The sequence below is a fragment of the Xanthomonas sp. fls2-241-TYG-148 genome (assembly GCF_030208815.1).
In the GTDB taxonomy this organism is placed as follows: domain Bacteria; phylum Pseudomonadota; class Gammaproteobacteria; order Xanthomonadales; family Xanthomonadaceae; genus Xanthomonas; species Xanthomonas campestris.
In genome coordinates this window covers 58019-81524 of sequence record NZ_JARVTE010000001.1, presented here as the reverse complement: position 1 = coordinate 81524, position 23506 = coordinate 58019, and the positions used below count along the sequence as shown (strand labels likewise).

The 23506-nt window shown below is 66.7% G+C and carries 22 protein-coding genes; 16 read left to right on the top strand and 6 right to left on the bottom strand.

Annotated elements, in window-relative coordinates; genetic code table 11:
• Positions 1 to 153: 153 nt before the first annotated feature.
• Positions 154 to 1395 carry a phosphoglycerate dehydrogenase gene (gene serA, locus QRM60_RS00295; protein ID WP_285445351.1) on the bottom strand — a complete coding sequence of 414 codons (1242 nt, stop codon included), beginning with the start codon at positions 1393 to 1395 and terminating at the stop codon, positions 154 to 156.
• A 207-nt stretch (positions 1396 to 1602) separates the two neighbouring features.
• On the opposite strand from serA, the gene QRM60_RS00290 reads away from it, so the two are divergent.
• The 3 genes from QRM60_RS00290 to QRM60_RS00280 are packed head-to-tail and all read left to right on the top strand — an operon-like array spanning position 1603 to position 5208.
• On the top strand, positions 1603 to 3021 hold the full coding sequence (locus tag QRM60_RS00290; RefSeq protein ID WP_285445350.1) for an FAD-binding oxidoreductase: 1419 nt from the start codon (positions 1603 to 1605) through the stop codon (positions 3019 to 3021).
• Positions 3022 to 3055: 34 nt separating this feature from the next.
• Positions 3056 to 3349: a DUF2388 domain-containing protein gene (locus QRM60_RS00285; protein WP_011036997.1), complete on the top strand. Its 294-nt coding sequence runs from the start codon at positions 3056 to 3058 to the stop codon at positions 3347 to 3349.
• Positions 3346 to 5208, top strand: a complete 1863-nt coding sequence (locus QRM60_RS00280; RefSeq protein ID WP_285445349.1) for a DUF4105 domain-containing protein — start codon at positions 3346 to 3348, stop codon at positions 5206 to 5208. The genes QRM60_RS00285 and QRM60_RS00280 overlap by 4 nt, the downstream gene beginning before the upstream one ends.
• Positions 5209 to 5463: 255 nt before the next feature.
• Here QRM60_RS00280 and QRM60_RS00275 read toward each other — a convergent pair whose 3' ends face one another.
• The 5 genes from QRM60_RS00275 to QRM60_RS00255 form a co-directional block, all read right to left on the bottom strand.
• On the bottom strand, positions 5464 to 5865 hold the full coding sequence (locus QRM60_RS00275; protein WP_285445348.1) for a hypothetical protein: 402 nt from the start codon (positions 5863 to 5865) through the stop codon (positions 5464 to 5466).
• A 1-nt stretch (position 5866) separates the two neighbouring features.
• The gene (yeiP, locus tag QRM60_RS00270; RefSeq protein ID WP_011037000.1) at positions 5867 to 6433 is read right to left on the bottom strand and encodes an elongation factor P-like protein YeiP; all 567 of its coding nucleotides are present in this window, start codon (positions 6431 to 6433) and stop codon (positions 5867 to 5869) included.
• Positions 6434 to 6533: 100 nt separating this feature from the next.
• Complete coding sequence (locus QRM60_RS00265) at positions 6534 to 7304, bottom strand: SDR family NAD(P)-dependent oxidoreductase (protein WP_014507592.1); 771 nt, start codon at positions 7302 to 7304, stop codon at positions 6534 to 6536.
• A gap of 103 nt (positions 7305 to 7407) precedes the next feature.
• Complete coding sequence (locus tag QRM60_RS00260; RefSeq protein ID WP_285445347.1) at positions 7408 to 8304, bottom strand: hydroxymethylglutaryl-CoA lyase; 897 nt, start codon at positions 8302 to 8304, stop codon at positions 7408 to 7410.
• A gap of 76 nt (positions 8305 to 8380) precedes the next feature.
• Positions 8381 to 9178, bottom strand: a complete 798-nt coding sequence (locus tag QRM60_RS00255; RefSeq protein ID WP_285445705.1) for an enoyl-CoA hydratase-related protein — start codon at positions 9176 to 9178, stop codon at positions 8381 to 8383.
• 116 nt (positions 9179 to 9294) lie between these two features.
• Here QRM60_RS00255 and QRM60_RS00250 point away from each other — a divergent pair, with 116 nt between their 5' ends.
• From QRM60_RS00250 to recJ, 13 genes are all read left to right on the top strand, one after another.
• The gene (locus QRM60_RS00250; RefSeq protein WP_011037004.1) at positions 9295 to 9543 is read left to right on the top strand and encodes a FeoA family protein; all 249 of its coding nucleotides are present in this window, start codon (positions 9295 to 9297) and stop codon (positions 9541 to 9543) included.
• Positions 9540 to 11399 (top strand): ferrous iron transporter B, encoded by a 1860-nt coding sequence (locus QRM60_RS00245; protein WP_100665500.1) that lies wholly within the window; start codon positions 9540 to 9542, stop codon positions 11397 to 11399. Before QRM60_RS00250 ends, QRM60_RS00245 begins: the two co-directional genes overlap by 4 nt.
• 1 nt (position 11400) lies before the next feature.
• Positions 11401 to 11649, top strand: a complete 249-nt coding sequence (locus tag QRM60_RS00240; protein WP_285445346.1) for a DUF6587 family protein — start codon at positions 11401 to 11403, stop codon at positions 11647 to 11649.
• A 63-nt stretch (positions 11650 to 11712) separates the two neighbouring features.
• A complete protein-coding gene (locus QRM60_RS00235; RefSeq protein WP_285445345.1) occupies positions 11713 to 12213 on the top strand; it encodes a nuclear transport factor 2 family protein in 501 nt (166 codons plus the stop codon).
• 213 nt (positions 12214 to 12426) lie between these two features.
• Entirely contained in the window at positions 12427 to 13629 is a 1203-nt protein-coding gene (locus tag QRM60_RS00230; RefSeq protein ID WP_285445344.1) for a PLP-dependent aminotransferase family protein, read from the top strand.
• Positions 13626 to 14354 (top strand): MOSC domain-containing protein, encoded by a 729-nt coding sequence (locus QRM60_RS00225; protein WP_285445343.1) that lies wholly within the window; start codon positions 13626 to 13628, stop codon positions 14352 to 14354. Before QRM60_RS00230 ends, QRM60_RS00225 begins: the two co-directional genes overlap by 4 nt.
• Positions 14355 to 14428: 74 nt before the next feature.
• Complete coding sequence (dapB, locus tag QRM60_RS00220; protein WP_011037010.1) at positions 14429 to 15145, top strand: 4-hydroxy-tetrahydrodipicolinate reductase; 717 nt, start codon at positions 14429 to 14431, stop codon at positions 15143 to 15145.
• Positions 15146 to 15384: 239 nt separating this feature from the next.
• Positions 15385 to 16512: a glutamine-hydrolyzing carbamoyl-phosphate synthase small subunit gene (gene carA, locus QRM60_RS00215; protein WP_042598981.1), complete on the top strand. Its 1128-nt coding sequence runs from the start codon at positions 15385 to 15387 to the stop codon at positions 16510 to 16512.
• A complete protein-coding gene (locus QRM60_RS00210) occupies positions 16512 to 17063 on the top strand; it encodes a hypothetical protein (protein ID WP_285445342.1) in 552 nt (183 codons plus the stop codon). Before carA ends, QRM60_RS00210 begins: the two co-directional genes overlap by 1 nt.
• A 57-nt stretch (positions 17064 to 17120) precedes the next feature.
• Complete coding sequence (carB, locus tag QRM60_RS00205; RefSeq protein WP_285445341.1) at positions 17121 to 20363, top strand: carbamoyl-phosphate synthase large subunit; 3243 nt, start codon at positions 17121 to 17123, stop codon at positions 20361 to 20363.
• An 8-nt stretch (positions 20364 to 20371) separates the two neighbouring features.
• On the top strand, positions 20372 to 20836 hold the full coding sequence (gene greA, locus QRM60_RS00200; RefSeq protein ID WP_014507602.1) for a transcription elongation factor GreA: 465 nt from the start codon (positions 20372 to 20374) through the stop codon (positions 20834 to 20836).
• 3 nt (positions 20837 to 20839) lie between these two features.
• On the top strand, positions 20840 to 21760 hold the full coding sequence (locus QRM60_RS00195) for a phosphoglycerate mutase (protein ID WP_285445340.1): 921 nt from the start codon (positions 20840 to 20842) through the stop codon (positions 21758 to 21760).
• Entirely contained in the window at positions 21757 to 23496 is a 1740-nt protein-coding gene (gene recJ, locus QRM60_RS00190; protein ID WP_285445339.1) for a single-stranded-DNA-specific exonuclease RecJ, read from the top strand. The genes QRM60_RS00195 and recJ overlap by 4 nt, the downstream gene beginning before the upstream one ends.
• The last annotated feature ends 10 nt before the right edge of the window (positions 23497 to 23506 follow it).

The following is a 23506-nucleotide window of genomic DNA, read 5'->3' as shown; positions in this document are numbered from 1 at the left end:
GTACGTCGCGTGATCCGCTTTTTTTCGCTTGTTGGCATTCCGCGCATTCGCGTCTACGCCACCGCAATCGATCCAAGCCAGAGAGCGGTCAGGGAAAGGGCTCGCCAGCGCCGCCGCTCTTCCCAATCCCAAATTCCGAATCCCTAATCCCCGTCAGTAGAGAACCCGCGTCCGCAAGGTGCCGGTGATCTGACCCAGCTCGTCCTTCAACACGCCCGCCAGCTCCTCGCTGGCGCTGACGTCGATCACCACATAGCCCACCTTGGGGTCGGTGCGCAAAAACTGACCATCGATGTTGAGGTTGTGGCGCGAGAACAGTTCGTTGATCTGCGACAGCACGCCCGGCACGTTGCGGTGGATGTGCAGCAGCCGCAGGCTGTCGGGGTGCTCGGGCAGGGTGACTTCAGGGAAGTTCACCGCCGACAAGGTGCTGCCGTTGTCGCTGTAGCGCACCAGTTTGGCGGCTACTTCGATGCCGATATTGTCCTGTGCTTCCAGCGTGCTGCCGCCCACGTGCGGGGTCAGGATGACGTTGTCGTGCGCAATCAACGGGGACTCAAACGCATCGCCGTTGCCCTTGGGCTCGATCGGGAACACGTCCACGGCCGCGCCGCCGATCTGGCCGGAGGTGAGCGCCGCGTCCAGTGCATCGATGTCGATGACGGTGCCGCGCGAGGCATTGATCAGATGCGCGCCGGGCTTCATGCGGGCGATTTCTGCCGCGCCGATCATGTCCTTGGTGGACGGGGTCTCCGGCACGTGCAGGGTCACCACGTCCGAGCGCGCCAGCAGGTCGTCCAGGTCGATCGCCGCGCGCGCGTTGCCCAGCGACAGCTTGGTTTCGATGTCGTGGAAGATCACCTGCATGCCTAGCGATTCGGCCAGCACGCCAACCTGGGTGCCGATGTGCCCGTAGCCAACGATGCCCAACACTTTGCCGCGCGTTTCATGGCTGCCGGCGGCCGACTTGGACCAGCCGCCGCGGTGACATTCCGCATTTTTCTGCGGGATGCCGCGCAACAGCAGGATGGCCTCGGCGATCACCAGCTCGGCCACGCTGCGGGTGTTGGAGTAGGGCGCGTTGAACACCGGAATGCCGGCCAGTTCCGCCGCCTCCAGGTCGACCTGATTGGTGCCGATGCAGAAGCAGCCCACCGCGATCAGCCGTTTGGCGTGCGCCAGCACATCGGCGCTGAGATGGGTGCGCGAGCGAATGCCGACGATGTGCGCCTCGGCGATGCGCGCCCTGAGTTCGTCCTCGGGCAGGGACTTGGCGTGCAGCTCGATCTGCGAGTAACCGGCGGCGCGGAACACGTCCACGGCGGTCTGGCTGATGCCTTCCAGCAACAGGACGCGGATGTCCTGCTTGGGAAACGAGGTTTTCTTCGGCGACATGGTGGACGCACTGCAGCAATCGGGCCGGCCACTATGCCAGATGGGGTGGGCGATTTGGCACCCGCAGTGCCTGCGGTGTGACGCCGCAGCCCTTGTGCCGCAACGGTTTCAGCTGAATCCAACGCTGCGCGTACGCACGTTGCCGCAGCTGGACGGGGCCAGCGCAGGCTGGCACGCTGTGGGGTTCCTACCGCCGCGCTGCGTGCCATGACCGATCCCCGCATCCTCTCCTTGCAACAGGCCGTCCCCGCGCTGCGGTTGAAGACCGAACCGGCCGACCTGGAGCACTACGGCCGTGACTGGACGCGCCGCTGGACGCCCAATCCGCTGGCCATCGCGCTGCCGGGGTCGGTGGAAGAAGTGCAGGCGGTGGTGCGCTGGGCCAACACGCATGCGGTGGCGGTGGTGCCCTCGGGTGGGCGTACCGGTTTGTCTGGTGGCGCGGTCGCGGCCAATGGCGAGCTGGTGCTGAGCCTGGAGCGGTTGAACAAGCCGCTGGCCTTCGATGCGGTGGATCGCACGCTCACTGTGCAGGCCGGCATGCCGCTGGAAGCGGTGCACAACGCCGCGCGCGAGCACGGCCTGGTGTACCCGGTGGATTTCGCAGCGCGTGGTTCGTGCTCGATCGGCGGCAATATCGCTACCAATGCCGGCGGCATCCGCGTGATCCGCTACGGCAATACCCGCGAATGGGTGGCCGGGCTCAGCGTGGTCGCCGGCACCGGCGAGCTGCTGCACCTCAACAATGCGCTGGTGAAAAATTCCAGCGGCTACGACTTCCGGCATCTGATGATCGGCTCGGAAGGCACGCTGGGCATCGTGGTCGAAGCGACGCTGCGGCTGACCGACCCGCCGCCGCCGAGCAACGTGATGCTGCTGGCGCTGCCGTCGTTCGATGTGTTGATGCAGGTGTTCGCGGCGTTTCGCGCACAGCTGCGGCTGGAAGCGTTTGAATTTTTCACCGATCGCGCGCTGGAGCACGTGCTGGCGCACGGCGCGCAGGCGCCGTTTGCGCAGGTGCACCCGTACTACGTGGTGACCGAGTTCGCTGCCGGCGATGAGGCGCAGGAAGCGGCGGCGATGGCGGCGTTCGAGGCCTGCATGGAGCAGGGCTGGGTGAGCGACGGGGTGATCAGCCAGAGCGATGCGCAGGCGGCGCAGCTGTGGCGCCTGCGCGAAGGCATCACCGAGGCGCTGGCGCGTTACACCCCGTACAAAAACGATGTGTCGGTGCGGATCTCGGCGATGCCGGCGTTTCTGGCCGAGACGCAGGCACTGCTGCACGATGCCTACCCGCATTTCGATGTGGTGTGGTTTGGCCATATCGGCGATGGCAACCTGCATATCAACGTGCTCAAGCCCGATGCCACCAGCCAGGCAGATTTCATCACTGCCTGCGAGCAGGTCACCAAGTTGCTGGCGCAGAGCCTGCAGCGTTTCGACGGCAGCATCTCGGCCGAGCACGGCATTGGCCTGGTCAAGAAACCGTACCTGTGGAGCACGCGCTCGGCGGCAGAAATCGCGCTGATGCGCGGCATCAAACAGGTGCTCGACCCCCATCTTTTGCTGAATCCAGGCAAGCTGTTCGACATGGACGAGGTGCCCGGCGCAACGCCTGCCGGGTAGTCTCTTCACCACCTCACATGGAATAGACACGCCGATGATGCGCTCCCTGGTGTTTTGTGCGTTGACCTTGCTGCCGCTGGCAGCCGCCGCATCCAGTCTTGCGGGAACCTCGGCCGGTGCCTCGTCGGCCGGTTCGTCCAACAGCAGCAGTTCCGGCGACGACAAAGTGGTTGCCGACGCACGCGAAGATGCGGCCGGTTTCGTGGCCAGCGATGGCGCCATCCGCGGTGCGCGGCTTGAAGCGGCATTGCTGCAATTGCGCAGTCGCAGCGATGCGGCGCGCGTGTCCAGCGACCTGGAACTGGCTCAGTCCATCCTGGCGCAGTGAATCGTCGTCGCCGGTGCGCATGGCTGTGGCTGGCCGCAGCGATCGCACCGGCGGCGCACGCCCAATCGCAGCGTTCGCCCGCGCTGCAGGTGTCGGTTGTCGTATCGGAGTTGACCCCTTCCGAGCGCGCGGCCAGCCAGGCGCTGCTGCAGCAGGTCGGACAACGCTTGCCGGCAGGCTGGGTAGCGCGCGATGCGGGACGCATTCAATTGCAGTGGCGCCGCGATTTACCGGCGCAGGTGCATGGTCGTGCGATCGGCAATCGCATCCTGCTCGATCATGCGCTGTTGGATGCCTGGAGCATGCAGCCCGCCAGCGCACGCACTGACATCAGCGCCCCGGCCACGCGAGCGGCGATGGCGGCGTTGGTGCATGAATTGGCGCACGTGCGCGACCGTGGAGCGGGCAGTGCGTTGTCGCGCGACCCACGCCTGCGCGATCTTGCCGGTTGGCAGGTGCGTCCCTGGCAGGTCGGGCGCGGTGCAAACCGCTTCAGCGACCGCAGTCCCGATGCCTACGAGCGGCATAGCCCGGCCGAATTTGTTGCGGTCAATCTCGAGCATTACGTGCTGGATGCGGACTACGCCTGCCGCCGTCCCGCGCTCGCGGCATGGTTCTCCGAGCGGCTAGGGCCGCCGCACGCTGCGGCAGCATGCGCGCCGACCTTGCCGTATCTGCAGGCCGACAACGATGCCGGTGCGATGTCGCTGCTGGCGTTGGATCCGGCGCGGGTCTATGCGGTGGACTATCTGCTTGCCGAAGGCAACGAGCAGCCGATGAGTCGCTGGGGCCACAGCATGTTGCGCCTGGTGATCTGCGCGCCCGGCCGTGCGCCAGGGCCGGCGTGCCGGTTGGATCTGCAGTATCACCGCGTGCTGTCGTTTCGTGCCTTCGTCGGCGATGTGCAGATCTCCAGCTGGCGCGGGCTGACCGGCTCGTATCCGTCGCGGCTGTTCGTGCTGCCGTTGAACCAAGTCATCGACGAGTACACCAAGGTGGAATTGCGTGCCCTGTCGTCGGTGCCGCTGACGTTGCGCCCGGATGAGATCGCCGCGTTGCTGACGCGCGCCGCGCAGGTGCACTGGAGCTACGACGGGCGCTATTACTTCATCAGCAACAACTGCGCGGTGGAAACCTACAAGTTGTTGCACGACGGCGTGCCGCGTCTTGCTGAAGCCGGCGTGTCATCGATCACCCCGCGCGGCGTGCGCCAGCGGCTGCAGCGCGCCGGCCTTGCCGATCTGCACGTGCTGGATGACCGCGCGCAGGCCACACGCCAGGGCTATTACTTCGAATCGGCGGCTGCGCATTACCAGGCCATGTTCGACGTGCTTCGGCGCGGCATTCCGGTACCGCAGACGAGTGTTGCGCAATGGCTGGATGCCGCGCCTGGCGCACGCGCGCAGTGGTTCGACCGCGGCGGCCTGCGCGAAACCGCAGCTGCATTACTGCTGGAGCAGGCCGCGTTACGGCGACAGGAGCTGATTGCGCGCGATGCGCTCAAGCGCCTGTTGCGGCCCGGCATCGTCGAGCGCGCAGCAGTGCAGGATCAACTGCAAAGCCTGTTCGCCCGGCAGGCGCGGCTCAGTCATCCGGCGGCGCTTCTCGATGGCCCCGGCTACGGATTGCCGCAGGCCGACGAGCAGCAACGTGTGCGCGCCCAGGTCGCGCAGGCCAGTAGCGGCCTGGCCGATGGCTGGAAGCAATTGCAGGCATTGGGCCGACAGCAGTTGTCTGCCGAGCTGCGCGATGATCTGGAACAGGGTGAGGCGAATGTGGAAAGGCTGCGTGCACGATTGCGCGTGCTTGCTCAGCCGGTGCAGGCAGTTGCGGCTGCTGGATCAGTGACTGCCAAGTGAGCGGCGACGCTGGCGTTTGCGTCGGTTGATTGCCGCGTTGCAGGCATTGCGGGTGCATCCAACACACCAACACGCCCGCGACTTGAAGGTCTTTAGGCGATTGCGAGTGAGTTGACGCTGACAACAGCGCGCATGCCGCGTTGCGCTGCGCGCAAGCTAACGCCGGGACGGACGCGCTTTCCAGTGCGTCCAGCGTGAGAAAGCGGCTTGGAAGCATCGGGAACGCAGCAAGCCGCTACATCTGCATGGCACGGCTCAGCTCGCGGGCTGCAAATCCGCTTGTTTTGCATAGTTGCGCAGCCACTCGCTGACGCCAGCATCACTGCGGTAGCGTTGCATCAGTGCAGTCAGCCGGGCGGGTGCCGGCGTGCAGTACTGCTCCACGGCCGCTTCGATTTCGCGGCGGCGCGCGTCGTCGTACGGCTCTTCGCCGGCGAAATGCTCGCAGGTGTCGTAGTCGTCCACCAGCTTGCGCACGTCGTCCGGCATGCCGCACAGGCCGGCCGGATGTTGCAGCCATTCCTCTTCCACCACCGGGTCGGTGCAGGCAACTGCAGCGGGCGCTGGGGCGGCAGCCGCAGGGGCGGGCGCCGGTGCCGGCTCGGCGGTGCATGCGCTCAGCGCCAGCAGCGCGAGCAGGCACAGGATGCTGCGCATGTCAGTCGGCGCGGCCAGCGAATTCGCCGGTGGTGGTGTTGACCAGCACGCGTTCGCCGTTGGTGATGTATTCCGGCACCATGATTTCCAGCCCGGTGTTGAGCTTGGCCGGCTTGGGGCGCTTGGTGGCAGTGCCGCCCTTGAGCTCTGGCGGGGTTTCGACCACTTCCAGCGTCACCGTCTGCGGCAGCTGCACGGCGACCGGCTGGTCGTCGATCACCTGCACGAAAATGCCGGTCAGGCCATCGGTGATGTAGCCGGCGTCGGTGCCGATCACCTCCGCGTCCAGCATGTAGGGGGTGTAGTCCTCGTCGTCCATGAACACAAAGGCCTCGCCGTCCTTATACGAATAGGTCGACTGGCGGCGCAGCAGTTCCACTTCCGGCAAGTTGTCGTCGGCATCGAAGCTGGCATCCAGCTTGGCGCCGCCCGGCACGCTGTACATGATGAAGCGGAAGCGCACATTGCCGCCGCGGCCCTGCGGCGAGCTGCGTTCGATGTCGCGGATCTGGTAGATGCCGCCGTTGTATTCGACGACGTTGCCTTTCTTGATGTCGTTAGCTTTCATGGGAATCGGGAGTTGGGAATGGGGAATTGGAAACGCCGGGGCCGGGGTGCTGGGAGTGGGGCGCGGTTGCGATTCCTCATTCCCGATTCCCCATTCCCTGCTACTTGGGCGCCAAGCGCACGCCGCCGTCCAGGCGAATGACTTCGCCGTTGAGATAGCGCGTGCGCAGGATGAAGGCGACGGTTTCGGCGTACTCGTCGGGTTGGCCCAGACGTGAGGGGAACGGGATCGAGGCGGCCAGCGATTGCTGCACGGCTTCGGGCATGCCATCCACCATCGGGGTCCAGAACACGCCGGGCGCAATGGTCATGACGCGGATGCCGAAGCGTGCCAGTTCGCGCGCCATCGGCAAGGTCATGCCGACCACGCCACCCTTGCTGGCAGCGTAGGCAGCCTGGCCGATCTGGCCCTCGTAGGCGGCTACCGAGGCGGTGTGGATGATCACCCCGCGCTCGCCATCCTCGCCGGCGGCGTTGTGTTGCATCACATCGGCGGCGGCCTTGGCGACATTGAAGCTGCCGACCAGATTGACCATGACGGTGGTGCGGAAGGTAGCCAGCGGCATCGCAGCCTCCTTGCCCAGCACGCGACCGGCGCCCAGGATGCCGGCGCAGTTCACGGCCAGGTTGAGCCCGCCCAGTGCCTGCGCCGCTTGCGCGACATTGGCGGCGACCTGCGCTTCATCGGTGACGTCGGTGGCGAAATAGTGCGCGTTGCCGGCGCCCAGCAAGGCCAACGCTGCGTCGGCCTTGTCGGCGTTGACATCGAACAGCGCGACTTTGCCGCCGTCGGCGACGATGCGCTGCGCCACGGCCAGGCCGAGGCCGGAAACGCCGCCGGTAACGATGGCAAGGACAGAAGAAGGCTGCATGCGCGTGGGTTCCTTGAAAGCGGTGATGCCGGCCGGCGATCGGTCGGCGATTCTAGCCGAAGCGCTGATCGCATCGCTGCGCGGCGCAACGCAGGTGGAATGATCAGGCGGCCGCTGCCAGTGCCTTGCCGACCTTGCTGCCGGTTTCCCTGCCCAGCAGCTGCGCCAGCCAGCGCCCGGTGCGGGCGAGGGCAGGCAGGTCGATGCCGGTGGGCATGCCCAGGCCATGCAGCAGATAGACCACGTCCTCGCTGGCGACATTGCCGCTGGCACCCTTCGCATACGGGCAGCCACCGGCGCCGGACACGGCCGCGTCCACCACGCGCACGCCTTGCTCCAGGCAGGCGGCGATATTGGCCAGCGCCTGGCCGTAGGTGTCGTGGAAGTGCACTGCCAGGGCCTGCATCGGGATGCTGCCGGCCACCGCGGCCAGCATCTGGCGTGCCTTGGCCGGGGTGCCGACGCCGATGGTGTCGCCCAGCGAAATCTCGTAGCAGCCCAGGCGGTACAGCCGCTCGGCCACATTCACCACATCGGCCACCGCCACCTCGCCCTGGTAGGGGCAGCCAAGCACCGTGGACACGTAGCCGCGCACGCGCACGCCGTCCTGCGCGGCCTGCGCCAGGATCGGCCGGAAGCGCTCGATCGATTCGTCGATGCCGGCATTGGTATTGGTACGGTTGAAGGTTTCGGAGGCCGCGGTGAACACCGCCACTTCCTGCGCGCCGGCCGCGTGGGCACGCGCATAGCCCTGCAGGTTCGGCACCAGCACCGGGTAGGCGATGCCGGGCTGGCGGGTGATGCCCGCAAACACGTCGGCGGCGTCGGCCAGCTGCGGCACCCAGCGCGGGCTGACGAAGCTGGTCGCCTCGATCGTGCGCAACCCGGTGGCCGAGAGCTGGTTGATCAAGGCGATCTTGTCGGCGGTGGCAATCGGGTTGGCTTCGTTCTGCAGGCCGTCGCGCGGGCCCACTTCGACAATGCGTACGAAGTCACTCATGGGCGGCTCCGGGCCGTGGAGCGCCCTTGCTGCTGCCCGCTGCACGGCATGGGGTCGGCTCGATACCAGGACAGCCTCATGCGCTTTCCTCGCTCGCCCACGCAGGCGGGCGCTTGTCGAGGAAGGCGCCCAGGCCTTCCTGGCCTTCCGGTGACACACGCAAGCGGGCGATCAACGCGGCGTTGGCCGCGTCGATGGCATCGCGTTCGCAATACGGCAGCATGCTGCGCACCAGCGCCTTGGCGCTGCTGGCGGCCTGCGGAGCGGCGGAGAGCAGCAGGCGGATCTGGCGCTGCACCGCAATGTCGAGCTGGTCGGCGGCCACCAATTGATGCAGTAGCCCGAGCGATTGCGCCATGCCGGCGTCGAAGATTTCCGCGGTGGCAAACCAGCGCCGTGCCTGGCGCGCGCCGATCGCGGCGATCACGTAGGGCGAAATCACCGCCGGCAGCAGGCCAAGGCGGCTTTCGGTCAGACCAAAGCGCGCCTCTGTGCAACCGATGGCGATGTCGCAACACGCCACCAGGCCGACGCCGCCGCCGAACGCGGCGCCATTGACGCGCGCAATGGTGGGCTTGGGCAATTCGTCCAGTGTGCGCATCAGCCGCGCCAGCGCCAGTGCATCGGCCGCATTGTCGGCTTCGCTGGCGCTGACCATGCTGCGCATCCAGTGTAGGTCGGCGCCGGCGGAAAACGCCGCGCCGGCACCGGTGACCACCACCACCCGCACCTGCGCATCGGTACCGGCTTGCTGCAGGGCGCCGGTGAGGGCGGCAATCAGGGTCGCGTCGAACGCGTTGTGCACCGTCGGGCGATTGAGCCGCAACGTACGGACCGCTCCCTGGTCCTCGACGATCAAGCCGGTTTCCTGCATTGCGCATGCGTCCATGAATGGGATGCGAACCATGATAGCCGGCCCACCCGCCGGAGCCATGACGCGGTGCGTCGATGCTAGAATTGAGAACCATTCCTAACAATCAGGCCGTCTTTGTGACGTTGTCGGATATGCCATTGCATCGCGTCGCCACCGTGGAATCCGTGCAGGACCGTCAGCCCAACGACACCATCGCCCGGCGCCTGCGCGAACTGGGCTTCGTGGCGGGGGAAGAAGTGACGGTGCTGGCGATGGGCCCGGTCGGCCGCGAGCCGTTGCTGGTGCAGGTTGGCTATACGCGTTTTGCACTGCGCCGCAGCGAGGCGGCCCGCGTGCAGGTGCGCGACGACGGAGTGGCGGCATGAGCGCGATCGGCCTGCCGATGCGGCTGGCGTTGGTGGGCAACCCCAACAGTGGCAAGACCGCCTTGTTCAACCAGCTGACCGGTAGCCGGCAGAAGGTCGCCAATTACACCGGCGTCACTGTCGAGCGCAAGGAAGGCCATTTCCGCGCGCCCTCCGGGCGCGAGTTCGCGGTGCTGGACCTGCCAGGCGCCTACAGCCTGCAGCCGGCCAGTCTGGACGAGGCGATCACCCGCGATCTGTGTCGCGGTTTTTACCCCGGCGAGCCGGCGCCGGATGTGCTGGTCTATGTGATGGACGCGACCAACCTGCGCCTGCATCTGCGCTTTGCGCTGGAGCTGCGTGAGCTGGGCCGCCCGATGATCGTGGCGCTGAACATGATGGATGCCGCCCAGCGGCGCGGCATCGTCATCGACCTGCCGGCACTGGAGCAGGCGCTCGGTGTGCCGGTGGTCGAGACGGTCGCGGTGCGGCGCGGTGGCGCCAAGGCGCTGGTCGAGCGCATCGATGCGCAGGCTGCGCACCTGGCTGCCCCCACCGCCACGCCGCCGGCCGATGGCAACTATCACGCCCAGGTGCGGCAGATCCTGAGCGCGGCGGTGACCATGCCCACGCGTACCTCGCGTGTGGACGATGCGCTGGACCGCTGGCTGCTGCACCCGGTGTGGGGGCTGGTGACGCTGGCGGTGGTGATGTTCCTGATCTTCCAGGCGGTGTACGCCTGGGCCACCCCAGTGATGGACCTGATCGACGGCGGCACCGCGATGCTGGGCGAGTGGGTCGGCACCCACATGGCCGAAGGTCCGCTCAACAGCCTGCTCAAGGACGGCATCATCGCCGGCCTGGGTGGGGTGATCGTCTTCCTGCCGCAGATCCTGATCCTGTTCGCCTTCATTCTGGCGTTGGAAGAATCCGGCTACCTGCCGCGCGCGGCGTTCCTGCTGGACCGCATGATGGCCTCGGCGGGCCTGTCGGGGCGCTCGTTCATCCCGTTGCTGTCGAGCTTTGCCTGCGCGGTGCCGGGCATCATGTCCACCCGCAGTATCCAGGATCCACGCGACCGCCTGGCCACCATCATGGTGGCGCCGTTGATGACCTGCTCGGCGCGCCTGCCGGTGTACGCCTTGCTGATCGGTGCCTTCATCCCGCAGAAGACCGTGTGGGGCATCTTCAATCAGCAGGGGCTGATCTTGTTCGCGCTGTATGCCGCAGCCATCGTCAGCGCGCTGCTGGTGTCGTGGACGATGAAGAAGTGGCGCCGCGACAAGAGCGAGCATCCGTTGATGCTGGAGCTGCCGTCCTACCGTGTGCCGCAGCTGCGCGATCTGGCGCTGGGCCTGTGGGAGCGCGCGGTGATCTTCCTCAAGCGCGTGGGCGGCATCATCCTGGCGCTGACCATTCTGTTGTGGTTCCTGCTGTCGTTCCCGGCCGCGCCGGCCGATGCGACCCTGCCGCCGATCGACTACAGCTTTGCGGGCCGCATCGGCCACGCGATGGCGGTGTTCTTCGCGCCGCTGGGCTTCAATTGGCAGATCTGCATTGCGCTGATTCCCGGCCTGGCGGCGCGCGAGGTGGCGGTGGCGTCGCTGGCCACGGTCTACGCGTTGTCCGCAGCCGATGACGACGCGGCCGCACAGGCGCTGTCGCCGTTGATCAGCGACGGCTGGTCGCTGGCCACCGCGTTGTCGTTGCTGGTCTGGTACATCTACGCACCGATGTGCATCTCCACGCTGGCCACCATCAAGCGCGAAACCAATTCCTGGAAGCAGATGAGCATCAGTGCGGTGTACCTGTTCGCGCTGGCCTATCTGGCCTCGCTGGTGACCTACCAGCTTGCCGTGTTGTTCGGAGCCGGCTGAGATGTCGCTGACCCTGCAATACGTGATCATCGCGCTCGCCGTGCTGGTAAGCGCCTGGGTGGTGATGAAAAAACAATTCCCCGGCACGCTGCGGCGTCTGCGCGGCGCGCTTGCGCTCACCTTGGTGCGCGACAGCCGCCCCGCGTGGATGCAGGCAATCGGGCGCCGCGTCGCACCGCCCGCGGGGAAGGGCGCGGCCGCCTGCGGTGGTTGCGACAGTTGCGGGCCGAAGACGCCGCGCAGCCACTGACGGCCGGCAGCGCCTTCGCTACACTTGCGCGGCCGCAGGACGCGGCAGTCCAGGGGAAAGGCGATGCGTGTGTTGGTGTTGCTGGCCGTATTGGCAGCGATTGCGGGGATTTATAACTACGGTGGGAATGCGCTGGACGAGCAGCAGGTGCGCGATCTGTATGCCGCGCACGACAAGGCGATGCTGACCCAGGATGGTGAGGCCTTGTGCGCCATGACCGCACCGGACTTCGAGATGGTGGTGCTGTACCGCATGGATTCGCACCAGCAGCGCCGCACCACCACGCGCGAAAAATACTGCAAGGCCAATGGCGAATGGGCGCAGGCGCTGCGCCAGGTGCATCCGTCGGTCAACCTGGAAGACGTGATGGACTACAAGCACTCCATCACCAAGATCGAGATTGCACCGGACGAAGCCTCGGCCATGGTCGAAACCCGCGCCACGATCGGGTTGCCCGGCATGCGCATGACCTTGCGCAGTCGCGACAAGGTGATTCGCAAGCGCTGGAAAACCCTGGTGGAACGCAGCGAAGGCACCGCCTGGGTCGGGCCCGCGTACGACTGAGCGCGGCGCGCGCGCCGCCTTCGGTGCGCGGGAGCACTGGCGCTTTCAGCATCGTGCGGCATCGTGCGGCAGTGAGCGCGCCAAGCATCGCTGCCATGCGCGGCTGATGCACGCATGGCAGCGCAATCACGGGGTAAACAATCGCAATCAGGCCGACCCACGTTCGCTGCAGCGCACAGCGCGTTGGCGGCGGGCAGTCGCTATGCTTGGGCGATGACGACCTCTTTCCAGATCTCCCGGCGTGCGCAGGCGCTGACCAGTTCGGCGATTCGCGAAATCCTCAAGATCACCGAGCGGCCCGAGGTGATTTCCTTTGCCGGCGGCCTGCCGTCGCCGGCCACGTTTCCGGTGGAGCGCATGCGTGCGGCCAGCGACCAGGTGCTGCGCGATGCGCCTCAGGCGGCGCTGCAATACGGCCCCACCGAAGGGTATCTGCCGCTGCGCGAGTGGGTCGCCGCGCGGCTGAGCCGTGACGGCGCCAGCATCCGCCCGACCCAGGTACTGATCACCACCGGATCGCAGCAGGGGCTGGATCTGCTGGGCAAGATCTTCATCGACGAAGGCAGCAAGGTGCTGGTGGAGACGCCGAGCTATCTCGGTGCATTGCAGGCGTTTTCGCTGTTCCAGCCCAACTTTGTCGGCATGCCGTCCGATGCCGATGGCGTGGTGGTGGATGCGCTGGACCCCTCGCTGCTGGCCGATGCGCGCTTTCTGTATTGTCTGCCCAATTTCCAGAACCCCACCGGGCGCCGGCTGCCGCTGTCGCGTCGCCAGGCGCTGGTGGCGCGGGCTGCGGAGGCGGGCGTGCCGATCGTCGAAGACGACCCGTACGGCGAGCTGTACTACAGCGGCGAGCCGCTGCCGAGCCTGTTGTCGATGCACCCGGACGGGGTGATCTACATGGGCTCGTTCTCCAAGGTGCTGGCGCCTGGTCTGCGCCTGGGCTACGTGGTGGCGCCGGAAGCAGTGCTGGGCAAGTTGATCCAGGCCAAGCAGGCGGCCGATCTGCATACGCCGTCGTTTACCCAGCGCGTGGTGCACTCCACGTTGCAGGACGATTTTCTGGATACGCATATTCCGCAGATCCGCGCGTTGTATGCGCGGCAATGCAGCCTGATGCTGGAGGCGCTGGAGCGGCACTTTCCGCCGCAGGTGCAGTGGAATCGTCCCGACGGCGGCATGTTCCTGTGGGTGACGCTGCCGCAGGGCCTGGATGCCAGCGTGCTGCTGGCGCGTGCGATCGCGCGCAATGTCGCGTTTGTGCCCGGCGCGCCGTTCTTCGCCACCTTGCCGCAGACCAATACGCTGCGGCTGTCGTTCGTTACCGTGCCGGGCGAACGCATCGATGCCGGCATCCAGGTGCTCGGCGAGTTGCTGCGTGAGGCATTGGCGGAGCTGCCGGGGCAGGACGCGTGAGCGCTGCGGAGACACGCCTCTCTACACCGACGCAGTTGACGCGGATCGACAGCGTGGCCACCGGCGTGGCGCGCGACTTCACCCGCCCGGGCAGCCGCAGTGCGATCGACAAGCGCATGGTCACGCGGCCGCTGCAGATCGGTCCCGAAGGATTGGAAGGCGACGAGCAGGGCGACCGCCGCGTGCATGGCGGTCCCGACAAGGCGATCCACCATTACCCGCGCGACCACTATGCGGCGTGGCAGGCCGAGATCGGCGCGCATGCATTACTGGAGGCCGCGGGCGCGTTCGGCGAAAACCTCAGCAGCCTCGGCCTGACCGAGGTCGATGTCTGCCTGGGTGATCGCCTGGCGCTGGGCAGTGCAGTGGTGGAGGTGTCGCAACTGCGGCAACCGTGCTGGAAACTTTCCGACCGCTTCGGCCTGCGCGACATGGCGCGCCGCGTCCAGGACAGCGGCCGCACCGGCTGGTATTACCGCGTGCTGCAGCCCGGGCAGCTGGCGGCCGGCGATGCGCTGACGCTGCTGGAACGCCCGCATCCGCAGTGGACGCTGTCGCGCGTGCAGCAGGTGCTGTATGCGCGCGAGGTGGATGCCGAGGCCATTGCCGCGGTGTTGCAGCTGCCGCTGGTGCCGTCGTGGCGCGCGTTGTTCGAGCGCCGCTTGCAGCGCCACGAAGTGGAGAGTTGGGGCGCACGCTTGCACGGCGCTGTCGATCCGGGGTGAGCGCTGGCGTCACGCGCAGCAGGCGGTTGCCGGTTCATCTTGTGAAACCGTTGCCGCCTCGCTAGCCTGACCCCATGACAACTTCTCCCGTGAAAGTTCTGATCCACGGTGCCTCCGGGCGCATGGGCAAGGCATTGCTGCGATTGGCCGCAGAAGACGACGCCTTGCACGTCGTCGGTGCGGTGGTGGGGCGGTCGCCCTCGCAGCGCGTGGTGGATGGCGTGCCGTACTTCGCCGCCAACGAACTGGGCGGTGCGCCGGCGTTCGATGTGGCGATCGACTTCAGCCTGCCGCAGGGCTTTGCGCCGATCCTGGCGTTGTGCGTGCAGCGCGGCAAACCGCTGGTCTCGGGCACCACCGGGCTGGACGAGGCGCAGCGGGCCGGCTTGCTGCAGGCTGCGGGCCAGATTCCGCTGGTATGGGCGTCCAACTTCAGCCTGGGCGTGGCGGTGCTCACCGAACTGGTGGAGCGGGCCGCCGGCAGCCTGCCGGGCTGGGACTGCGACATCATCGAAGCCCATCACGTGCACAAGCAGGACGCCCCCTCGGGCACCGCGCTGACGCTGGGTGAGGCCGCCACTGGCAGCGGGGCACAGCCGCGGTTTGCCAGCGTGCGTGCCGGCGACATCGTCGGCGAGCACAGCGTGCAGTTCACCGGGCTGGGTGAACGCGTCGAGCTGATCCACCGCGCCACCAACCGCGACATCTTCGCGCGCGGTGCGTTGCATGCGGCCAAGCGCCTGCTCGGCAAGCCGCCGGGCAGCTACCGGGTGCGCGATCTGGTGCTGTGAACGCGGGCGTCCGTTACATGAATGGACGCATGCCAGCGGGCCGTATTCACCTGGCAGCGATGCCGCGCCTGCGCTGATCGGTGTGCCGCGCACTGGCATGCCGGGGCACTTGCCTTTACAATTCTCGCTTGCCCGAACCTAGCGTCGGACCGGTCCCCAGCACCGCGTCCGCGCTTTGCTGCAACCGGAATTTGGCCGGGAGCGCATCGGAGTCCCAGGCAGCCAGAGCGAGACCCCACGTGACCCAACCCGCAATCCTTGTCCTCGAAGACGGCACCGTGTTCGAGGGCGAATCCGTAGGCGCCAACGGGCTATCCGTCGGCGAAGTGGTGTTCAACACCGCCATGACCGGTTACCAGGAAGTCCTGACCGATCCGTCCTACGCCCGCCAGATGGTCACGCTGACCTATCCGCATATCGGCAACACCGGTTTCAACGATCAGGACGACGAGGCCAAGCAGGTGTGGGCCGCCGGCCTGATCGTGCGCGATGTGCCGCGCCGCCCCAGCAGCTGGCGCAACCAGGTGGCGCTGCCGGATTGGTTGCAGACCCGCGGTGTGGTGGCCATCTCCGGCATCGACACCCGTAAGCTGACCCGTCTGCTGCGCGAGAAGGGTGCGCAGAACGGTGCACTGATGGCCGGCGAGATCGATGTCGAAAAGGCATTGGAAGCCGCGCGCAAGTTCCCCGGCCTGAAGGGCATGGACCTGGCCAAGGTGGTCTCCACCGAAACCACCTATCAGTGGCAGGAAGGTCAGCTGGACCTAAACGCGAACGCCTTCGTGCAGGCCGAGCTGAAGTTCAAGGTCGTGGCCTACGACTACGGCGTCAAGATCAACATCCTGCGCATGCTGGCCGAGCGCGGCTGCGACGTCACCGTGGTGCCGGCGCAAACGCCGGTGGCCGAGGTGCTGGCGCTGCAGCCCGACGGCGTGTTTCTGTCCAATGGACCCGGCGACCCGGAGCCGTGCGATTACGCGATCAGCGCGATCCAGGAATTGATCGCCAAGAAGGTGCCCACCTTCGGCATCTGCCTGGGCCACCAGTTGCTGGCGCTCGCCGCCGGTGCCAAGACGGTCAAGATGGCGACTGGCCACCACGGCGCGAATCACCCCGTGCAGGATCTGGAGGGTGGCCGGGTGATGATCACCTCGCAGAACCATGGCTTTGCGGTGGACGAAACCACGCTGCCGGCCAACGTGCGAGTCACCCATCGCTCGCTGTTCGATGGTACCAACCAGGGCATCGCCCTGACCGATGCGCCGGCGTTCTCGTTCCAGGGTCACCCGGAAGCCTCGCCGGGCCCGCGCGATGTCGGGCCGTTGTTCGATCGGTTTGTCGCATCGATGGCCGAGGCGAAGTCTTGATGCGGGTATGCCTGCTGCTGGCGCTGTCCTGCACGGTGGGCGCGGTGCATGCCGCGCCAGCCAGCGATGGCGCGGTCAAGACGCTGGTGACCCGGTTGGGCATGGGCGGGCTTGGGACCGACATGGCCGACTTGACGGTCAAAAGCACGCCATCGTTGAGCGCACTGGACGATGCGCAGCGTGTCTGCGCACGCAAGCCGATCCAGGACATGATCGACCAAGGCTTTCGCAGCTCGATGATCGCCGGTCTCGGCGACGACGGCGCGCAGGTGGTTGCCGATTGGGCGCAGTTTCTGGACACCTCCGCCGGCAAGTCGCTGGCGAGCGTGTTTGCCGGGTCCAACGCGCAGACGATTGCCGACAGGGCCGGTGCAGGTCTGGACGAGACGGCACGTGTCGAGCTGGACGCGTTCCTGCGCAGCCCCTCCGGCGCACGCCTGATGGCCGCGCTGGATGCCGCCTCGCCGATGCCCGACGACCACGAAGCACGCATGGCGAAAGACCTGAAGGCGCAGTGCGGCATCGTGCTGACCGCCGATGCCGTTTCCTGATCGACAGCGTCCGATCACTCCCCCTATTTGTCACGCTGTCCAGACTTAGAGAAGACAATGCCAAAGCGCACCGACCTTAAAACCATCCTGATCATCGGCGCCGGCCCGATCGTCATCGGCCAGGCCTGCGAGTTCGACTACTCCGGCGCGCAGGCGTGCAAGGCGCTGCGTGACGAGGGCTACCGCGTGGTGCTGGTCAACAGCAACCCGGCCACGATCATGACCGACCCGAACATGGCCGACGCCGTGTACATCGAGCCGATCAACTGGCAGACGGTCGAGAAGATCATCGCCAAGGAAAAGCCCGATGCCCTGCTGCCGACGATGGGCGGCCAGACCGCGCTGAACTGCGCGCTGGACCTGGCCGACCACGGCGTGCTGGAGAAGTACAACGTCGAGCTGATCGGTGCCAAGCGCGAAGCGATCCGCATGGCCGAAGACCGCGAGCTGTTCCGCGTGGCAATGGGCGAGATCGGCCTGGATTGCCCCCGGGCAGAAGTAGCGCACACGCTGGAAGAAGCGCTGGATATCCAGACCCGCGTCGGCTACCCGACCATCATCCGCCCCAGCTTCACCCTGGGCGGCAGCGGTGGCGGCATCGCTTATAACCGCGAAGAGCTGATCGACATCGTCGGCCGCGGCCTGGAACTGTCGCCGACCACCGAAGTGCTGGTGGAAGAATCGGTGCTGGGCTGGAAGGAATTCGAGATGGAAGTTGTGCGCGATACCGCGGACAACTGCATCATCGTGTGCGCGATCGAAAACCTCGACCCGATGGGCGTGCACACCGGCGACTCGATCACCGTGGCGCCGGCGCAGACGCTCACCGACAAGGAATATCAGCGCCTGCGCGATGCCTCGATCGCGGTGCTGCGCAAGATCGGCGTGGATACCGGCGGCTCCAACGTGCAGTTCGGCATCAGCCCGACCACCGGCCGGGTGGTGGTGATCGAAATGAACCCGCGCGTGTCGCGGTCGTCGGCGCTGGCGTCCAAGGCCACCGGCTTCCCGATCGCCAAGGTCGCCGCGAAGCTGGCGGTGGGCTACACGCTGGACGAGTTGAAGAACGAGATCACCGGTGGCCTGACCCCGGCCTCGTTCGAGCCGTCGATCGATTACGTGGTCACCAAGATTCCGCGCTTTGCCTTTGAAAAATTCCCGCAGGCCGATGCACGCCTGACCACGCAGATGAAGTCGGTCGGTGAAGTCATGGCGATGGGCCGCACCTTCCAGGAATCGCTGCAGAAAGCGCTGCGTGGCCTGGAAACCGGCAAGATCGGCCTGGACCCGACCGGTCTGGATCTGGGCAGCGAAGACGATATGGCCGCGCTCAAGCGCGAGCTCAAGGCCCCGGGCCCGGAGCGTCTGTTCTACGTGGGCGATGCGTTCCGCGCCGGCATGAGCGTGGCCGACGTGTATGCGCTGTCGTTCATCGACCCCTGGTTCCTGGACCAGATCGAAGAGCTGATCAGCCTCGAGCAGCAGCTGGCTGACGATGGCATGACGGCACTGGATGCCCCACGCCTGCGCCTTCTCAAGCGCGCCGGTTTCTCCGACGCACGCCTGGCCGAGCTGATCGGCACCAACGAAGAAGCCGTGCGCACGCTGCGCCGCGCGCTCAAGGTGCGCCCGGTGTACAAGCGCGTGGACTCGTGCGCGGCCGAATTCGCCACCAGCACTGCGTACCTGTATTCGACCTACGAGGACGAGTGCGAAGCGCTGCCGAGCAACCGCGACAAGATCATGATCCTGGGCGGTGGCCCCAACCGCATCGGGCAGGGCATCGAGTTCGACTACTGCTGCGTGCACGCGGCACTGGCGCTGCGCGATGACGGCTTCGAGACCATCATGGTCAACTGCAATCCGGAAACCGTCTCCACCGACTACGACACCTCCGACCGCCTGTACTTCGAGCCGCTGACGCTGGAAGACGTGCTGGAGATCGTCGAGCTGGAGCAGCCCAAGGGCGTGATCGTGCAGTACGGCGGCCAGACCCCGCTGAAGCTGGCGCGTGCGCTGGAAGCCAACGGCGTGCCGGTGATCGGCACCTCGCCCGATTCGATCGATCTGGCCGAAGACCGCGAGCGCTTCCAGCAGCTGGTCGACAAGCTGGGCCTGAAGCAGCCGCCGAACCGCATTGCCCGCAATGCCGACGAGGCCTTGGTGCTGGCGCGCGAAATCGGCTACCCGTTGGTGGTACGCCCGAGCTATGTGCTGGGTGGCCGCGCGATGGAAATCGTGTACGGCGAATCCGACCTGGCGCGCTATGTGCGCGATGCGGTGAAGGTCTCCAACGATTCGCCGGTGTTGCTGGACCGCTTCCTCGACAACGCGGTGGAAGTGGACGTGGACATCATTGCCGACAAGGACGGCAACGTGCTGATCGGCGGGGTGATGGAGCACATCGAAGAAGCCGGCGTGCATTCGGGCGATTCGTCCTGCTCGCTGCCGCCGTACTCGCTGTCGGCCGAAACCCAGGCCGAGCTGCGTCGCCAGGTGGTGATGCTGGCCGAAGGCTTGAATGTGGTCGGCCTGATGAACACCCAGTTCGCGGTGCAGGTCAACGACGCCGGCGATGACATCGTGTATCTGCTGGAAGTGAACCCGCGTGCCTCGCGCACCGTGCCGTTCGTGTCCAAGGCCACCGGCATGCCGCTGGCCAAGATCGCTGCACGCTGCATGGCCGGCAAGACGCTGGCCGAGCAGGGCGCCACCAAGGAAATCGTGCCGGACTACTACTCGGTGAAGGAGGCGATCTTCCCGTTCGCCAAGTTCCAGGGCGTGGACCCGATCCTTGGGCCGGAGATGCGCTCCACCGGTGAAGTGATGGGCGTAGGCCGCAGCTTCGGCGCCGCGTTTGCACGCGCGCAGGAAGCCGGTGGCATCAAGGCGCCGCCGCTGGGCAAGGCCTTCGTGTCGGTGCGTGACCCGGACAAGCAGCGCGTGTTGCCGGTGGCCCAGGCCCTGGTGGAACGCGGCTTCACCCTGGTGGCCACGCGTGGCACCGGTGCGTGGTTGCAGCAGCACGGCCTGAGCTGCGAGATCGTCAACAAGGTGGCCGAAGGGCGGCCGCATATTGTCGACTCGATCAAGAACGGTGAGATCGTCTACATCGTCAACACCACGGAAGGGCGCGCGGCGATCTCCGATTCGTTCTCGATCCGCCGTGAAGCGCTGCAGCATCGCGTGACCTATTCGACCACCGTCGCCGGCGCCAAGGCGCTGGTGCATTCACTGGAATTCCGCGGCACCGGCCCCGTCTGGTCGCTGCAGGAACTGCACAAGGAGCTGGAAGCATGAGAGCCCCCATGACGTCCAAGGGCGCGCAGCGTCTGCGCGAGGAACTGGACCACCTGAAGTCGGTCAAGCGCCCGGCGGTGATCACCGCGATTGCCGAAGCGCGTGCGCACGGCGACCTCAAGGAAAACGCCGAGTACCACGCCGCGCGCGAGCAGCAGAGCTTCATCGAAGGCCGCATCAAGCAGCTCGAGGGCGAGCTGTCGCACGCCGAGATCATCGACATCACCAAGCTGGCGGCCGGCACCAAGATCGTGTTCGGTGCCACCGTGACGCTGGCCGATACCGAAACCGACGAAGAGAAGCGTTACCAGATCGTTGGCGATCTGGAGGCCGACATCAAGCTGGGCCTGATCGCGATCTCCTCACCGCTGGCGCGTGCGCTGATCGGCAAGCTGGAAGGCGATTCGGTGACCATCGATGCGCCGGCCGGGCAGCGCGAATACGAAGTCGTCAGCGTGGCGTATCTCGACTGATCGATGACCACCGCGACCCTGCTGCTGCCGGAACGCCGCCGCCTGCCCGGAACCCTGGGCGATGCAGCGGTGGCGCGTGCACTGGCGCGCGCCGATGTGCAGCCGGCCGAAGCTGGCGAAGTGGCGCAGTTGCAGCGCCATTTCGCGCTCACCCCGCGCCAGTGGCCGGTGGCGGCGCTGACGCGTCAGCTCGATGCCGGCGACGCCGCCGGCGCGACCTGGGTCCGCGCCGATCCGGCCTATGTGGTGCCGGACATGCAGGGCGCGCGCTTGATGGGCTATGGCGAAGCACTGGGCGCCACCGCCGAAGACCTGGCAATGCTGTTGCCGGTGCTCAAGCCGATGTTTGGCGATGCCGGTTTTCTGCTGGATGCACCCACGCCCTCGCGCTGGTATCTGCGGCTGTCGCCGGATGCACAGCTGCCGGAGTTCGCCTCACCCGACGCGGCGATCGGTGAAGACCTGTTCGATCATTTGCCGGCCGGCGACACGGGCCGGCGCTGGCGCGCGCTGCTGACCGAAGCCCAGGTGGTGCTGCACCAGCATCCCTGGAACGAGGGGCGCGTGGCCAACGGCAAGCCGCCGATCAATTCGCTGTGGTTCTGGGGAGGCGGCGTGTTGCCGCACGCAGTGACCTCGCCGCACCGCCAGGTACGCAGTCGCGATTCGTTGCTGCGTTCGCTGGCGCTTGCCGCCGGTGCCGATGCGCAGGGCGAGCAGCGCGTGGATGCGCTGGTGGATCTGCGCCACCTGCGTTCGCTGGAGCAGTTCAGTGACGATGCGGTGGCGCCATTGCTCGCCGCCATCGCGCGCGGCGAACTCGATCGCCTGGTGCTGGATTTCCAGGACGGCGAGACCCTGACGCTGCAGCGCACGCAGCGCTGGCGGTTCTGGCGGAAGCCGCGCCTGCAGCTGGTGCAATGACCTCCAGCCCCACGATTGTGCGACGCCCGCCCGGGCAGGGCGGCACCTGGCCCGACGCAATGCTGCCGTTGTTGCGGCGGATCTACGCCGCGCGCGGCGTGGTCGATGTGCAGGGCGCGCACCCGCGGCTCGGCCAGCTGTTGTCGCCGGATTTGTTGCACAACAGCCGCGTCGCCGCCGAACTGTTGGCCGATGCGATCGCCGCCCAACGGCGCATCCTGGTGGTAGGCGACTTCGATTGCGATGGCGCTACCGCGTGCGCAGTGGGCGTGCGCGGTCTGCGCATGCTGGGCGCGCTGGATGTGCACCACGCGGTGCCCAATCGCATGGTGCATGGCTACGGCCTGTCGCCGGCGCTGGTGGACGAACTGGCCGCACTGCAGCCGGATCTGCTGGTCACCGTCGACCACGGCATCGCTTGCCATGCCGGTGTTGCGGCAGCCAAAGCGCGCGGCTGGACCGTGCTGGTCACCGATCACCATTTGCCCGGCGAGGTCTTGCCGCCGGCCGATGCGATCGTGGACCCCAACCTGGTGCAGGACAGTTTCCCGAGCAAGACGCTGGCCGGGGTTGGGGTGATCTTCTATGTGCTGCTCGCCTTGCGTGGCGTGTTGCGCGCGCGCGGTGCGTTTGCCGAGCGGGCAGAACCGGATCTGTCGGTACTTTTGGATCTGGTGGCGGTAGGCACGGTGGCCGATCTGGTGCCGCTAGACACCAATAACCGCGCACTGGTGTCGGCGGGCCTGCGCCGCCTGCGTGACGGCAAAGGCTGTATCGGCCTGCGTGCGTTGATCGACGCCAGCGGCCGCGATGCGGCGCGGTTGAGTGCCAGCGATATCGGGTTTGCGTTGGCGCCACGTCTCAACGCCGCCGGCCGGCTCGAAGACATGGCACTGGGCATCGAACTGTTGCTGTGCGAGGACTGGAGCCGGGCGCGCGAGATCGCCGGCCTGCTGGAAGAAATCAACGCCGAGCGTCGTGCGGTCCAGCAGTTGATGACCGACGATGCCGAGCAGGCCGTCACCAAGGTGATGCTGGCTGCCGATGGCGCGCTGCCGATGGCGGCCTGCCTGTTCGACCCTGAATGGCACCCGGGCGTGATCGGCCTGGTCGCCTCCAAGCTCAAGGACCGCCTGCACCGTCCGGTGATCGCGCTGGCACCGGCTGAGCCGGGCAGCGACCAGTTGCGCGGCTCGGCGCGCTCCATTCCCGGCCTGCATATCCGCGACGTGCTGGCGGCGGTGGATGCGCGCCATCCGGGCCTGATCCAGAAGTTCGGTGGGCATGCGATGGCGGCTGGCCTGAGCCTGGAGCACCGCGCGCTGGCCGCGTTCGAGCAGGCGTTTCAGGTGCAGGTGCAGGCGATGGTCGATGCCTCGCTGTTGCAGGCCGAATTGCACAGCGATGGCGAGCTGGCCGCGCACGAACTCGATCATCTGCATGCCGAAGCGCTGCGTGCCGCCGGGCCGTGGGGGCAGGGCTTTCCCGAGCCGCTGTTCGATGGGCAATTCGAGGTGCTGCAATGGCGCCTGCTCAAGGAGCGCCACCTCAAGCTGACCTTGCGCTGCGCCGGGCGCGCCGAGCCGCTCAACGCCATCCACTTCAATGGCTGGCGCGGCAGCGAGCCGGCGCGCATGGTGCGCATCGCCTATCGGCTGGTCGGCGACGACTACCGCGGTGGCACTGCGGTACAGCTCATCGTCGAGCACTGCGAGCCGGCGGCGTCAGCGGGTTGAGAGGTGCGCT

Coding starts and splice junctions, on each gene's coding strand:
- QRM60_RS00245 (WP_100665500.1), top strand. CDS start 9,540: ATGAGCGCGATCGGCCTGCCGATGCGGCTGGCGTTGGTGGGCAACCCC.
- yeiP (WP_011037000.1), bottom strand. CDS start 6,433: ATGAAAGCTAACGACATCAAGAAAGGCAACGTCGTCGAATACAACGGC.
- QRM60_RS00230 (WP_285445344.1), top strand. CDS start 12,427: ATGACGACCTCTTTCCAGATCTCCCGGCGTGCGCAGGCGCTGACCAGT.
- QRM60_RS00265 (WP_014507592.1), bottom strand. CDS start 7,304: ATGCAGCCTTCTTCTGTCCTTGCCATCGTTACCGGCGGCGTTTCCGGC.
- QRM60_RS00255 (WP_285445705.1), bottom strand. CDS start 9,178: ATGCAGGAAACCGGCTTGATCGTCGAGGACCAGGGAGCGGTCCGTACG.
- QRM60_RS00210 (WP_285445342.1), top strand. CDS start 16,512: ATGCGGGTATGCCTGCTGCTGGCGCTGTCCTGCACGGTGGGCGCGGTG.
- QRM60_RS00235 (WP_285445345.1), top strand. CDS start 11,713: ATGCGTGTGTTGGTGTTGCTGGCCGTATTGGCAGCGATTGCGGGGATT.
- QRM60_RS00285 (WP_011036997.1), top strand. CDS start 3,056: ATGATGCGCTCCCTGGTGTTTTGTGCGTTGACCTTGCTGCCGCTGGCA.
- recJ (WP_285445339.1), top strand. CDS start 21,757: ATGACCTCCAGCCCCACGATTGTGCGACGCCCGCCCGGGCAGGGCGGC.
- serA (WP_285445351.1), bottom strand. CDS start 1,395: ATGTCGCCGAAGAAAACCTCGTTTCCCAAGCAGGACATCCGCGTCCTG.
- QRM60_RS00195 (WP_285445340.1), top strand. CDS start 20,840: ATGACCACCGCGACCCTGCTGCTGCCGGAACGCCGCCGCCTGCCCGGA.
- QRM60_RS00240 (WP_285445346.1), top strand. CDS start 11,401: ATGTCGCTGACCCTGCAATACGTGATCATCGCGCTCGCCGTGCTGGTA.
- carB (WP_285445341.1), top strand. CDS start 17,121: ATGCCAAAGCGCACCGACCTTAAAACCATCCTGATCATCGGCGCCGGC.
- QRM60_RS00290 (WP_285445350.1), top strand. CDS start 1,603: ATGACCGATCCCCGCATCCTCTCCTTGCAACAGGCCGTCCCCGCGCTG.
- QRM60_RS00260 (WP_285445347.1), bottom strand. CDS start 8,304: ATGAGTGACTTCGTACGCATTGTCGAAGTGGGCCCGCGCGACGGCCTG.
- QRM60_RS00275 (WP_285445348.1), bottom strand. CDS start 5,865: ATGCGCAGCATCCTGTGCCTGCTCGCGCTGCTGGCGCTGAGCGCATGC.
- greA (WP_014507602.1), top strand. CDS start 20,372: ATGACGTCCAAGGGCGCGCAGCGTCTGCGCGAGGAACTGGACCACCTG.
- dapB (WP_011037010.1), top strand. CDS start 14,429: ATGACAACTTCTCCCGTGAAAGTTCTGATCCACGGTGCCTCCGGGCGC.